The 12,867-nt window shown below is 62.7% G+C and carries 11 protein-coding genes; 5 read left to right on the top strand and 6 right to left on the bottom strand.

What is annotated here, in order from left to right; translation table 11 throughout:
• Window positions 1-14: 14 nt before the first annotated feature.
• From ACWHY3_RS01855 to ACWHY3_RS01845, 3 genes are all read right to left on the bottom strand, one after another.
• Window positions 15-1,007 (bottom strand): Ldh family oxidoreductase, encoded by a 993-nt coding sequence (locus ACWHY3_RS01855; protein WP_303854700.1) that lies wholly within the window; start codon window positions 1,005-1,007, stop codon window positions 15-17.
• Window positions 1,008-1,060: 53 nt separating this feature from the next.
• Complete coding sequence (locus ACWHY3_RS01850; protein WP_332780055.1) at window positions 1,061-2,113, bottom strand: proline racemase family protein; 1,053 nt, start codon at window positions 2,111-2,113, stop codon at window positions 1,061-1,063.
• Window positions 2,114-2,201: 88 nt separating this feature from the next.
• Window positions 2,202-4,238, bottom strand: a complete 2,037-nt coding sequence (locus ACWHY3_RS01845; protein WP_303854698.1) for an NADH:flavin oxidoreductase — start codon at window positions 4,236-4,238, stop codon at window positions 2,202-2,204.
• A 144-nt stretch (window positions 4,239-4,382) separates the two neighbouring features.
• On the opposite strand from ACWHY3_RS01845, the gene ACWHY3_RS01840 reads away from it, so the two are divergent.
• The 5 genes from ACWHY3_RS01840 to ACWHY3_RS01820 all read left to right on the top strand — a co-directional run bounded on the left by ACWHY3_RS01840 (window position 4,383) and on the right by ACWHY3_RS01820 (window position 9,434).
• Window positions 4,383-5,072 carry a TetR/AcrR family transcriptional regulator gene (locus ACWHY3_RS01840; RefSeq protein ID WP_256961304.1) on the top strand — a complete coding sequence of 230 codons (690 nt, stop codon included), beginning with the start codon at window positions 4,383-4,385 and terminating at the stop codon, window positions 5,070-5,072.
• Window positions 5,035-5,853, top strand: a complete 819-nt coding sequence (locus tag ACWHY3_RS01835) for a pyrroline-5-carboxylate reductase family protein (protein ID WP_087719910.1) — start codon at window positions 5,035-5,037, stop codon at window positions 5,851-5,853. Before ACWHY3_RS01840 ends, ACWHY3_RS01835 begins: the two co-directional genes overlap by 38 nt.
• 301 nt (window positions 5,854-6,154) lie before the next feature.
• Complete coding sequence (gene putP, locus ACWHY3_RS01830; protein WP_303854697.1) at window positions 6,155-7,666, top strand: sodium/proline symporter PutP; 1,512 nt, start codon at window positions 6,155-6,157, stop codon at window positions 7,664-7,666.
• Window positions 7,663-8,412 carry an electron transfer flavoprotein subunit beta/FixA family protein gene (locus ACWHY3_RS01825; protein WP_448127445.1) on the top strand — a complete coding sequence of 250 codons (750 nt, stop codon included), beginning with the start codon at window positions 7,663-7,665 and terminating at the stop codon, window positions 8,410-8,412. Before putP ends, ACWHY3_RS01825 begins: the two co-directional genes overlap by 4 nt.
• 89 nt (window positions 8,413-8,501) lie before the next feature.
• Window positions 8,502-9,434 (top strand): electron transfer flavoprotein subunit alpha/FixB family protein, encoded by a 933-nt coding sequence (locus ACWHY3_RS01820; RefSeq protein ID WP_303854695.1) that lies wholly within the window; start codon window positions 8,502-8,504, stop codon window positions 9,432-9,434.
• Window positions 9,435-9,588: 154 nt separating this feature from the next.
• On the opposite strand, the gene ACWHY3_RS01815 is transcribed toward ACWHY3_RS01820, so the two are convergent.
• The 3 genes from ACWHY3_RS01815 to ACWHY3_RS01805 all read right to left on the bottom strand — a co-directional run bounded on the left by ACWHY3_RS01815 (window position 9,589) and on the right by ACWHY3_RS01805 (window position 12,793).
• The gene (locus ACWHY3_RS01815; RefSeq protein WP_087719906.1) at window positions 9,589-11,052 is read right to left on the bottom strand and encodes a dihydrolipoyl dehydrogenase; all 1,464 of its coding nucleotides are present in this window, start codon (window positions 11,050-11,052) and stop codon (window positions 9,589-9,591) included.
• A 37-nt stretch (window positions 11,053-11,089) separates the two neighbouring features.
• Window positions 11,090-12,205, bottom strand: coding sequence for an alcohol dehydrogenase catalytic domain-containing protein (locus ACWHY3_RS01810; protein ID WP_448127444.1), 1,116 nt, complete (start codon window positions 12,203-12,205; stop codon window positions 11,090-11,092).
• Window positions 12,206-12,466: 261 nt separating this feature from the next.
• Window positions 12,467-12,793 (bottom strand): four-helix bundle copper-binding protein, encoded by a 327-nt coding sequence (locus ACWHY3_RS01805; RefSeq protein WP_332780052.1) that lies wholly within the window; start codon window positions 12,791-12,793, stop codon window positions 12,467-12,469.
• Window positions 12,794-12,867: the final 74 nt, after the last annotated feature.

Raw genomic sequence — 12,867 nt, 5'->3', positions numbered from 1 at the left:
AGCTTGCCCGCGGCTCACAGGAAGAGGCGGATAGCGTCGAGTACCGCCGTGTCGATCGTGACCCGATCGGCTTCCGAAACGCCACTTTGCACCGGGCGACGGCCGGGCACGTAGGCACCGCGCTCGGCGATGCGATCGAGCTGCTGGCTCAAGCGAGCGGAAAAGCCCGCATCGAGGACCGTGGGCTGGATCGCAACGATCGTCAGTCCGGCGTCGATGACGCGGTCTCCGTTCTGGAAGTCCGGCATGTCGAGCGACCAGGATGCACCGGACAAGCCGGCGGCGAGACACTCGACCATCAACGCCACGTTCGCGCCTTTCGCTCCGCCGAATGCCAAAAGCGCCCCGCGCAGACCGGCGGCCGCATCGGTGGTCACGCTGCCCGTCTCGTCGATGGCCCAGCCGGCGGGGATCTCGCGCCCCTCTTCCGCGGCCTTGGCGAGGTTGACGAAGGCCGTGGCACTGGAGGCCTGATCGATGACCAGCGGCGCGGTCGCGTCACTCAGCGGGGCGGCGAACGCCATCGGATTGGTGCCGAACACGACCTTGCCGCCGGGCGAACCCGCCACCACGGCCGGGCTGTTGGACACGGCAAAGGCGATCAGCCCGTCCAGGGCGAGACGGCGAACGTAATAGCCCAGCTCACCGGTCGTGTAGCTGTTGCCCTGGGTGAAGATCGCAACGCCCAGCTCCCGGGTTCTTTCGATGATCGTCGGTGCCGCCAGATCGAAGCCGAGCTGCGCGATGCCGCCATCCGCATTCGAGTGGATGATGGCGGGCAGGGGCGAGGCGGGTTTCGGCTCGGCATTGCCATTGATGCGACCCGCGCGAAAACTGGCGAGATAATCCAGCAAGTGCGGGAAGCCGACGCCGGGGCGCCCAAACAGCGCGGCCGATATCGTCGCTTTTGCCAGAGAACGTGCCGTGGCCTGGTTGGCGCCCGCGGCGAGACAGGCCTGCTCGGCCAGGTTTTGCGCCTCGGGCGCGGAAAGTGTCTGCTGATCCAAGGAAAGTGACTCCGGTGTGATTGTTCGAACGGGTTCTCGACGGCAGAGCGCTTTCAGGCCCAGATGTCCTGAACGCTGAACCCTTCCGGAAAGGGATCGTCATGGTCCAGCACGTAGGTATTCATGCCGTAGATCCAGCTGGTGCCGGTGATGGTGGGTATGACCGCCTGCCTGTCGCCAACCCTCGTTTCCTCGACCAGCCGTCCGGTGAACACATTGCCCAGGATGCCCTGATGACGAAAATCCTGATTCAACGGAAGCTCTCCCTTGGCATGAAGAACGGCCATCTTGGCGCAGGTCCCCGTGCCGCATGGACACCGGTCGATAGCGCCCGTCCAAGTGCTGGGCTCGTCCCAATCGAGATCGCCGGAGGCCACAGTGACCGCGTTCCGCCAATCCGCGTCGGCACCGATTGCCGGCCCGGAGAGCTGCGATATGGTGATCCCGATTCCCGGGTAGTCCGGGTGCTCGACCGGTAGCTGCTCGATGGCGGCCTGCCGGATCATGGCCGAGATCCGGGCGATTTCCGCGCCCTGCTCGGGTATGAGCTGGACGCCGGGAAACTGACGGACGTCGGCAATGACATAGAACATGCCTCCCCACCCGACATCCACCGTCACCTTGCCCAGATGCGGCACGTCGATTTGTGCATCCAGGTAGGCCGCGAACGCCGGAACGTTCTTGAAGGTGACGCTTTTGACCTTGCCGTTCCGGCACTCGGCGCTGATGCGAATCAGGCCGGCCGGCGCTTCCAGGACGAGCTCCGTGACCGGCTCCGCCATCGGCAGCATGCCCATCTCGAGCAGCACGGTTGCCACGGATATGGTGTTGCCGCCGGACATGACGGGATATTCGACCTGCTCCATGATGACGTAGCCGGCATCGGCGTCGGGATGGCAGGGCGGAACGATGATGTTGCAGCAGAGAGGCGGATAACCACGCGGTTCACGCAGCATCAGCTGACGCAGCTGATCGTCGTTTTCCCGCAGCCAGACCATCTTTTCATACACCGTCTTGCCGGGGACGTTGGGAACGCCCCCCGTGATGACGCGCATGGGTTCGCCAGCGTGGGTATCGATGGCATGGATTGTTCTTTTGAATGGCATTGTTTACACCCTTATCTGACCATAACGTCTATCCGTAACGCTGCCGGACGCCGTTGCCGCCTCTCGGCGCAGGCAACGGCGCTACGTATCAAAGGTCCTTGACCAGCCGAAGGGCGTCGTAGATCGCCGCGTGCGTATTTCTGTGGGAAACCGCATCACCGATCCTGAACAGCTGGAACTTGCCATCCGGGTTGGTATTGAACGATTGCGGGCTGCCGGCAATCAGGTTGTCGTAATCCACCGCGCCCTGGTTGCTCGACAACGGCTTCAGCTCCTCGTAGAGATCCGCCATGGGCAGGGTGCCGAAGTTCACGATCACCTGATCGACGCGTCTCTCCTTCTCGACCTGGGTGTAGTCACTGCTGACCGAGGCCACCAGATCGCCGCCGTCGCGGCGAATGCCGGTCAGCCGGAAAGTGGGCGTGAAGGTGACGTCTCGCACCTGCAGGGAACGCATGTACGGCACCAGGTTCATGGCCATGACCTCCGGCGCCAGCGCCCGGTCGGCGGTCATGTACTCCACCTTGCCGCCTGCCGCAGCGGCGATCTCTGCCGCCTGCAAGGCCGTGTGATCACCGGCGTCATCGTAGACGAGCACATTGCTGCCCGGCTTGACGTGTCCCGAGAGGATGTCCCAGCCCGTCACCGCCAGCTCGTTGCCTTCCGCCAGCGACTGTTCGTTGGGCAGGCCGCCGGTGGCCACGATGACGGCATCCGGCGATTCGGCCAGCACTTCGTCCTGCTCCGCGAAGACGTTGAAATGGAAAGTGACGCCCATGGCCTGGCAGCGCTCGTAACGCCAGTCGATGATGCCCATCATCTCGCGGCGCCGTTCGCTCTGTGCCGTCAGGCGGATCTGACCGCCGGGCGCATCGGCGGCTTCGAACACCACCACCTCATGCCCGCGCTCGGCGGCGACCCGCGCAGCCTCCAAGCCGCCAGGCCCGGTGCCGATCACCACGACCTTCCGCCGGGTGTCGGCCGGTGGAATGGTATGCGGCATGGTGGTCTCGCGGCCGGTCGCCGCGTTGTGGATGCAGTAGGCTGCCCCGCCCTGGTAGATGCGATCGAGACAGTAGTTGGCGCCGACGCAGGGGCGGATCTCCTCTTCGCGCCCTTCGATGACCTTCTTCATCAGATGCGGGTCGGCCATGTGGGCACGCGTCATGCCGATCATGTCCACCTTGCCGGAGGCGATCGCGTGGCGTGCCGTGGCGACATCCTGGATCTTGGCGCCATGGAAGGTGGGAAAGTCGACTTCACGCTTGATATCGCCAGCGAAATCCAGATGCGGAGCGCTGGGCATGCCCTGGATCGGGATCACGTCCGTGAGCCCTGGATCGGTATCGATATGGCCCTTCACCACATTGAGGAAATCCACCAGGCCGCTGTCCTTCAACCGGTGCGAGATCTCCATGCCGTCGCGCGCATCGAAGCCACCCGGCAGGCACTCGTCGCCGGTATAACGCACCCCCAGCAGGAACTTCTCCCCCACCCGCTTGCGGATGCTTGCGAGCACTTCGAAGGTAAAGCGCAGGCGATTTTCCAGGCTGCCGCCGTAGGGTGCATCGAGCTCATTGGTCAGCGGTGACCAGAACTGATCCATCAGGTGGCCGTAGGCCTGGATCTCGAGACCATCCAGACCGGCGGCGTACATGCGCTCGGCGGCATCGGTGTAATCCTGGATCAATCGCTCGATATCCCAGAGTTCCGCCTTCTTGGGATAAGCGCGATGGGAGGCCTCGCGGTGATTCGATGCCGAGACCGCAGGCAGCCAATCGCCCTTGTCCCAGCGGGTCCGCCGCCCCAGGTGCGTCAACTGGATCATCACCGCCGTGCCATGTTCGTGGCAGGCATCGGTCAGCTCACGCATCCACGGCACCACTTCATCCTTGTAGGCAAGAATGTTGTTGAAGACCGGCGGGCTGTCTCTCGATACCGCTGCCGATCCCGCCGTCATGGTCAGTGCCACGCCGGCCTTGGCGCGTTCGACGTGATAGGCCCGATACAGCTCCTTGGGCATGCCGTCTTCCGGATACGCGGGCTCGTGCGAGGTCAGCATGACCCGGTTCTTCAGCGTCAGGTGCTTGAGTTGCAGCGGTTGCAGTAGCGGATCGTTTTGCACGGTGAGACTCCCTTGTTGTTATGGGGTTGACACAACGCTATTCGCCGCTGTACACCTTTGTCAACTGGCATGACAGTGGTGTACACAAAAGGTCTAACGCGGCCTGATAACATCACTTCCTTGCCTCAAGGAAAGGAATTTTCAGTGAAAGACGATCACTCCAGCGATAACCGGACGGCCTGGCTCAATGCCGCTTACGACCTGCTGATCAACGCCGGTGTCGGCGCCGTCAAGATCGTGCCGCTGGCGAAGAAACTGAAGACATCGCGGACGAGCTTCTACTGGCTGTTCAAGGATCGCGAAGAGATTCTCACGGCGCTGCTCGATCGCTGGGAAAGCCAAAACACCCGCGCGCTGATTCTTCACAGCGAGAAATACGCCTCGTCGATCGTCGAGGCCACGCTGAACGTCTTCGATTGCTGGTTCGACGCCGGCATCTTCGATTCGGAGTTCGAGTACGCCGTCAGAAGCTGGAGCCTGCAGGATGACGCCGTGGCCGAGCGGGTCCGCCGCGCCGACGAGCAGCGTCTCGAAGCGCTGCGGGCAATGTTCATCCGTTATGGTTACGACGCGCTGGAGGCCGACACGCGGGCCAGAACCGTTTACCTGCTGCAGATCGGCTATATCTCGATGCATACCCAGGAGACCCGGGACACCCGGATCAGTCGCGTGGCGCAGTACGTCAACATCTTTACCGGGCAATCGTGTACCCCCGCCGATCTCGAGCGTTTCGCCTCACGCCATACGACCCAGTTCCCCCCGGAGGAACTGGCTGCTGTTCAACAGGAGATGACCCATGCAACAGGCACCGACGCTCGGCATCATCGGTGGTAACGGCTGGCTCGGCAGCGCGCTGGGCCGCGCCGCACTGGCAAGCGGGCTGATCGCTCCCCAGCAGCTCGTGGTGACGGCCAGCCGTAGCGGCTATCGCTACGGCGAATGGCCCGGTGTCACGTGCGTCGACAGCGCCGGGGCGCTGCTCGAAAGCGCGGACATCGTCGTGGTGTCGGTCAGGCCCGAGCAGTTTGCCGAGCTGGATCTGGCGCTCGAGAACCGGCTGGTCATCTCGTTGATGGCCAAGGTCTCGATCGCCACCTTGACCCAGGCCACGGGGAGCGAGCGTATCGTGCGCGCCATGCCCAACGCCGTCGCCGCCATCGGTCGCTCGTACACGCCGTGGTGCGCGACCCCGGCGGTTTCCCGCGCCGAACGGGATTGGGTTCAGCGGCTGTTCTCGACCTGCGGTTCCAGCGACGAACTCGACGATGAGGCCCAGATCGACTACCTGACGGCACTCACCGGCAGCGGGCCGGCCTTCCCCGCCCTGCTGGCCGACGCCCTGATCGGCCATGCCATAGCGCAAGGCATCCCCGAAGCGATTGCCCGTCGCGGCGTGCTGCACAACCTTTCCGGCAGCTTGCAACTGATGCTCGAGGAAGCAACGCCGCCAGCGGAGATCGTGAAGCGCTTTCTGGATTACGGCGGCGTCACCACGGAAGGGCTCAACGCCATGATCCAGGGAGGTTTTCAACGAGCGGTTCACGACGGGCTGGAGGCAGCCCACATGGCCACCCTGGACCAGGCCGATTCGCCTCGAAAGCCGGAACTCGACTGATCGAAGATCACCCAACCCCAATATCAACAATGACAAGGAATCCTCATGAACCTCGCGACAATTTCACCCCAAGACCCGGCGAACCACGCTGAACCGCCATCGACGACGCCATTCGCGAATGCCCGAATCCCTGCGCATTGCAGGCTCGATGGCGCCGGTGGTCGTCCGTCCGGGCAGTAACGCTTTTGGGGTATAACCACCCCTGAAAAACCCTCTGCCAACAACGATTTAGCAACGTTCAACCGTTGCCGGGCCTGCTTGTGCCCTGAAAAAGCCAATGCCCTGAAAAGGAGACCGCGTCATGCTGGACAATAATAATGCGGTGGTCGTTACCACCTTCATGGTCTATTTCATCGTCATGTTGATTATCGGTTACGTGGCGTGGAAGCGATCCTCGGACTTCTCCGATTACGTGCTGGGTGGCCGTTCTCTCGGCCCCTTCGCTACCGCCATTTCCACCGGTGCTTCGGAAATGTCCGGCTGGCTGATGGTGGCCATGCCCGGCGCCGCTTATCTTTCAGGTCTTTCCTCGTTCTGGGTCGCCGCCGGACTGCTCACCGGCTCGTTGCTGAACTGGTTGATCGTCGCCCAGCGCCTGCGCGTCTACAGCTTCGTGGCGAACAATTCGTTGACGATCCCTGAGTTTCTCGCCGAGCGATTCCAGCAGCACACCAAGGTATTACGCCTGGTTGCCTCGCTGTTCATCATCGTCTTTTATCTCTTCTATACCAGTTCGGGACTCGTGGCCGGCGGCAAGTTGCTCAATACCGTTTTCGGCATGAACTACGAGCTTGCCGTGGTGATCGGCATGCTGGCGATCATCTCCTATACCTTCTTCGGCGGCTACCTGGCGGTCTCCTGGACTGACGTGCTGCAGGGCATCATGATGCTGTTCGCCCTGGTCGCAGTGCCGATCGCCGCGATCATGGAGCTCGGCGGTATCGAAGCTTCCATCGCGTCGGTCCAGAACGAATCCCCTCATATTCTTCAGTGGTTCACCGATGCCGCCAGCGGCGAACAGCTGACCTGGATCGCCATCGCCAGTTCGCTCGCCTGGGGATTGGGTTACTTCGGCCAGCCTCACGCACTGGCGCGCTTTGCCGGTATCGATGACCACCGCAACATTCCTTTCGCCCGCCGCGTAGCAGTTTCCTGGACCGGAATCGGCCTGATTTGCGCGCTGTCGATCGGTGTATTGGGCCACGGCTTCTTCGCCGACGGACTTGCCGACCAGGAGCGCATATTCATGTTCATGGTCGACATGTTGTTCAACCCGGTCATCGCCGGCGTTCTATTGACCGCCATTCTGGCAGCGGTCATGTCCACGGCGGATTCGCAGCTGCTGATCTGCTCCTCGACCATCGCCGACGATATCTACAAGGCGACCTTCCGCAAGCACGCCTCTCAGAAGGAACTGTTGATGGTCGGCCGCCTGGCTGTACTCGGCGTCTCGGCAGTGGCGTTGATGCTGGCGCTGGCTCCCGATTCCGATGTCCTGGATCTGGTTTCCTATGCCTGGGCTGGCTTCGGCGCTTGCTTCGGCCCGACGCTGATTCTCTCGCTTTACTGGAAGCGCATGAACCAGTGGGGCGCGCTGGCAGGCATCGTCGTCGGTGGTATCACCGTCATTGTCTGGTCACGGATCTCGGGCGGCCTTTTCGATCTCTACGAGATTGCACCCGGCTTCGTCTTCTCGCTGGTCGCCATCGTGCTCGTCTCGCTCGTCACGGCGGCACCGATCTCTCCGGTCCTGCGTCAATTCAACGAGATGCAGTCCGAACTCCACGAGCCTGAACAGGAGGTTCACGCATGAAGGTTCTCGTCGGCGTCAAGCGCGTCATTGATTACAACGTTCAGGTACGGGTGCGGCCGGATAACACCGATGTCGACCTGACCCATACCAAGATGGCCATGAATCCGTTCTGCGAGATCGCCGTGGAAGAGGCGATCCGACTGAAGGAGAAAGGTGTCGCTACCGAGATCGTCGCGGTGAGCGTCGGGCCGAAAGGCGCCCAGGAGCAGCTGCGCACGGCGATGGCGCTCGGCGTCGACCGGGCTCTGCATATCGAGAGCGAGGAACGCGTCGACTCGCTGGATGTCGCTCGCGTCATGGAGAAGATCGTCGAGGAGGAACAGCCGGGGCTGGTAATTCTCGGCAAGCAGGCGATCGACAGCGACAACAACCAGACCGGTCAGATGCTGGCGGCGCTGACCGGCATGGGCCAAGGCACCTTCGCCTCCGAGCTGGCCGTCGACGACGAGCACGTCACGGTGACCCGCGAAGTCGACGGCGGCCATCAGACTCTGTCGCTGCGTCTGCCCGCCGTCGTCACCACGGATCTGCGCCTGAACGAACCGCGTCATGCGCGCCTGCCCGACATCATGAAGGCCAAGAAGAAGCCCATCGACACGCGCTCTCTCGAATCGCTCGGGGTGGAAATCGATCGCCATCTCACGCTCGAGCGGGTCGAAACGCCTGCCGAGCGCAACGGCGGCGTCAAGGTCGGCTCGGTCAGCGAGCTGGTGGAAAAGCTGAAGCACGAAGCCAAAGTGCTTTGAACAAAGTGCTTTGAACAAAGACCTTTGAAAAAGCACCAGACAAACCCTGGAAACGAGTCCCGGAACACGTCCTTAAAGGAGCTGACCGCATGAGCATCCTGATCGTTGCTGAGCATCAAGACGACACCCTAGCCGAGGCCACCGCCCACGTGGTCGAGGCGGCCCGCCAGATCGGCGGGGAAATCGATATTCTCGTCGCGGGAGAAGGCATCGGCGCCGTGGCCGAAGCCGCCGCACGTCTGGATGGCGTGCGCGCGGTACTGACAGCGGACCACACCGTCTATGCCCATCAGTTGGCGGAGCCGATGGCCACACTGCTCGACACGCTGGTCGCGAACTACACCCACTTGCTGGCGGGGTCTTCCACGACCGGCAAGAACGTCTTGCCCCGCGTGGCAGCGCTCAAGGGCGTGCCCCAAGTGTCGGACATCATCGGTGTCGAATCCGCCGAGACGTTCAAACGTCCGATCTACGCCGGCGGCGCCATCGCCACGGTGCGTAACGGCGCGCCGCTCAAGGTCATCACCGTACGCACCAGCGCCTTCGATGCGGTCGGCTCGGGCGGCAACGCCCAGATCCAGGCGCTCGACACTGTCGTCGACAACGACCTTTCCACTTTCGTCAGCGACGCACGCGCAACGAACCAGGGGCCGGAGCTGGGCAGTGCGCGCGTCGTCGTCTCCGGCGGACGCGGGCTCGGCAGCGGCGAAAACTTCAAGCTGCTCGAAGGCGTGGCGGCGCAGCTCGACGCCGCCATCGGCGCCTCCCGCGCGGCGGTGGATGCGGGTTACGTCTCCAACGACATGCAGGTCGGCCAGACCGGCAAGGTGGTCGCGCCGGATCTCTATATCGCCGTGGGCATCAGCGGTGCGATCCAGCACTTGGCGGGCATGAAGGATTCCCGCGTGATCGTGGCGATCAACAACGACGAGGAAGCACCGATCTTCAAGGTCGCCGACTACGGCCTGGTCGGTGACCTGTTCGAGGTGATGCCCCAGCTGGAGCGTGAACTCAGGGCCTGATTCGCGGACGCGAAGACACTTCGGTCGATCCGACAGCGCCGCGACGGCGTGTCCAACTTCCGAGCTGCGGGCCTGTCGGTTGGAGCAACGAATAGATGTGATTAGGCCTGGCGCCTGACGATTATCGGTCAGCCCAGGTCTCTCCCGGCAGCCGCTAGGCGCCGGGGCCACACTCCATACATTGATTCACCATCGCCGGTTTCAGCAGCAGCCGAGCGCTCAGCTCGCGTAGCGCGGTCTGAAGCCCCTCTTCCAGCGTCGGGTGATAAAACGGCATTCCCAACATTTCCGGCACGGACAACGCCTGCTGATGCGCCCAGGCAAGCAGGTGCGCCAGATGTTCGCCCGCGGGCGCGCAGAGCTCGGCGCCGAGAAAACGACCACTGCCATATTCGCCGTAGAGGCGCAGATAGCCCCGATTGGCCGCCATGATGCGAGCCCGGCCCTGGTTCTCGTAGGAGAATTCGCTGACGCTCAGCCTGTCGCCGTGCTGCTCCGCCAGCGCGGCATGCCCGGGCCCGACGCGGGCCATCTGCGGCTCGCAGAACGCGATGCTCAGCGGGGAACGGCGCGGCGCAGCGTAGACGCCTTTCCCGCGGCCGGCGTTGTCGCCGGCGATCTTGCCTTCGTCCGTCGCCTCGTGCAGGACCGGCGTATCGTTGTCGACATCGCCAGCCATGTAGATATGGCCGAACGCCCCGTCCCCGTTGCGACAGCGCAGCGTATGGCGATCGACCTCCGGCATGCCCCGCTCGTCCAGCGCCAGCCCGGCGCGGGGCAACTCGAGCCTATCGACATTGGGCTTGCGCCCCGTCGCGATCAGCGCGTGATCGAAAGATTCGGTCATGGATTCGTTGGATCGGCGATCGGTAAAGCGCACCCTCACCTGATCGCCATGGCGCTCGACGATTTCCGCATCGCCGCGCGTATCGAGATAGAACTCCTCGTTGAACAAGCGCTCGCATTGGGCGATCACCTTGTCATCGGTCAGCACGCCCAGACTGCCGTGCTGACCGAACAGGCGCACTCGCACGCCGAGTCTCGCTAGCGCCTGGGCCAGTTCCAGCCCGGTGGTCCCCGGGCCGAACACTGCCACTGATTCGGGCAGCGTCCGCCATTCGAACAAGGTATCGCTGGTCACCAGCCGATCCCCGGCAATCTCGAATGGCTCGGGAATGACCGGCCGCGATCCGGTGGCAATGACGACTCTCTCTGCGGTAAGCCGAACGTCATCACCGATGAGCAGCGTATGGGAGTCTTCAAAACGGGCCAACCCCTGATATCGGCACGACTCGGGAATGGAATCCATCGACTCCAGCACATGGCCCACGAACCGATCCCGCTCCTGGCGGACGCGCGTCATCACCGCTTCGCCATCCACGCGCACTTCGCCGTCGAGCCGTACGCCAAACGGCGCGACATGACGAACCTGATGCGCCGCATTGGCTGCTGCAGTCAGCAGTTTGCTGGGCATGCAACCCACCCGGGCGCAGGTCGTGCCGGAGGTTCCGCCTTCGATCAGCGCCACGCTATCGGTGTGGTTGCTGGCAGCCTGCCAAGCCGCCAGTCCCGCGCTACCGGCACCGATGACCGCGACCTCGAACCGATGCTCCTGCATGCTTCCTCCCTATGGGCGCGCCCAGATCGAATGAGCGTCAATCCGCCTGCGGCTCGAGCTCGACCTTGATCCAGCCTTCCTCGCGACGATCGAATGCCTCGTAGGCTTCGAGCACGTCGGAGATCGGCGTGGCCTGGCTGAGAATGTCCGCCGGGTCGATCAGCCCCGTCCGGGTCATGTCGACCAGCTTGGGGATGTACTTGCTGTGGTTGCAGTTGCCCATCTTCAGCGTCAGGTTGCGATTCATCGCCATGCCGATCGGGAACTGGCGGAAATCCGGCGGGTAGACGCCGATGATCGACAGCGTGCCGGCCTTGGCCAGACTGCGAACCGCCCACTGCAGCGCCTGGCTCGGCGCATCGCCGGGGTGCCAGTTGTCACCGTCGGGATTCGTTTCCGGGGCGTTGGCACGCGACTCCTGCTCCTCGGTCTCGATGTCGCTCTTGTCGCCGGCGTGGGCATCGTGGGCGTGCTCGGCATCGATCCCCACCGCGTCGATGGCACGATCCGGACCGATCCCGCCGGTCAGACGCTGCAGCGTCTCGACCGGATCTTCCCGATCGAAGTTGATGCACTCCGCGCCCAGCTTGCGCGCCTTGTCGAGACGATCCGGCTTGGAGTCGATGGCGAAGACCCGGCCGGCGCCGAAGTAGGCAGTCGGCAGAATGTCCGATATCACGATCGCCTGTTCGTCGCTGACTTCGTCGGGCAGCTTGGTCAGCACGGTGGTGGCGAACGGAATGCGCGCCTTCTCGGCCTGCAGGCCGTTGAAGGGTCCGGTCGGCGCCGGTCCGCCGAAGAACGAGGTGCCGGCCTGCTTGCCGTTGGGGTTGGCGACGTCGCATTGGGCGTAGTAACCGGCGCGGCAGTAGGAGCAGTTGCCGCAGCCGATGGTCGAGGAGACGACGACCCGGTCGCCGATAGCGAGATTGCGCACGTCGTCGCCGAGTTGCTCGACGATACCGACGCCTTCGTGTCCGAGAATGGTGCCGGCTTGCATCGGTGTGAAGGAACCGCGAACGAAGTGCAGGTCGGTGCCGCATAGTGCAGAGGTGGTCAGCCGAATGATGGCATCGGTCGGTTCCTGAAGTTGCGGCTCGGGAACGTCATCGACGCGAATATCACCGATAGCGTGAAAGACGACGGCTTTCATCATGCCTCCTGATCATTTTCAGAGTCGGGTGTCGAGAACATACGAGTCATACGCGCAGGCATCCCACATGAACGAATAAATGAGCTCGTACGCGACAAATCTCCTTGAGCGTAGATGGCGTCGGATAACTCGCCACGCGCCTTCGAAAGACCGGATTAACGTGAGTCAAGTGCGGCAACGGGCGTCCATGAAACGACCCGATATCCAGATGGATATCGGGTCGTTCACAGAGAGATAATTTTTCGTCTTGCTTCCTGCTGGTTACGCCATGGCTTCACACGCTTCGGCGCAGCGGTGACAAGCCTTGGCACACTCCTGGCAATGCTCGGCATCATGCTTGGCGCACTCGTCGCCACACGCCTTGCAGATATCCGCGCAGAGTCTGCAGATCTGGCTGGCATATTCGCTACCCTGCGCCATGAGGGAGGCCGCCAAACGGCAGATCTGTGCGCACTGCCTGTCCAGACGGATACATTCTGCCATCATTTTCACGTCGTCTTCTTTCAGGCAGGCAACAGAGCAGGCATCGCAGTAAGCTGCACAGACATGACAACTCTCGATGCAGGATTGATATTTTCCGAAGTCCATCTCGTCTCCTTTGGCGCTTTGACTATCGCCCATTGATCGACAATCACTATACCGGGACTGTATTCAACAGCCAT

This window comes from Salinicola sp. NYA28a (assembly GCF_976982775.1).
The sequence above is the reverse complement of the archived record's forward strand: the minus strand, read 5'-3'. Positions and strand labels throughout refer to the sequence as shown.

What these genes read in the sequence shown, in the direction of transcription:
- ACWHY3_RS01850 (WP_332780055.1), bottom strand. Translation starts at nt 2,113, where the DNA reads ATGCCATTCAAAAGAACAATCCATGCCATCGATACCCACGCTGGCGAA.
- ACWHY3_RS01835 (WP_087719910.1), top strand. Translation starts at nt 5,035, where the DNA reads ATGCAACAGGCACCGACGCTCGGCATCATCGGTGGTAACGGCTGGCTC.
- putP (WP_303854697.1), top strand. Translation starts at nt 6,155, where the DNA reads ATGCTGGACAATAATAATGCGGTGGTCGTTACCACCTTCATGGTCTAT.
- ACWHY3_RS01825 (WP_448127445.1), top strand. Translation starts at nt 7,663, where the DNA reads ATGAAGGTTCTCGTCGGCGTCAAGCGCGTCATTGATTACAACGTTCAG.
- ACWHY3_RS01820 (WP_303854695.1), top strand. Translation starts at nt 8,502, where the DNA reads ATGAGCATCCTGATCGTTGCTGAGCATCAAGACGACACCCTAGCCGAG.
- ACWHY3_RS01815 (WP_087719906.1), bottom strand. Translation starts at nt 11,052, where the DNA reads ATGCAGGAGCATCGGTTCGAGGTCGCGGTCATCGGTGCCGGTAGCGCG.
- ACWHY3_RS01810 (WP_448127444.1), bottom strand. Translation starts at nt 12,205, where the DNA reads ATGAAAGCCGTCGTCTTTCACGCTATCGGTGATATTCGCGTCGATGAC.
- ACWHY3_RS01805 (WP_332780052.1), bottom strand. Translation starts at nt 12,793, where the DNA reads ATGGACTTCGGAAAATATCAATCCTGCATCGAGAGTTGTCATGTCTGT.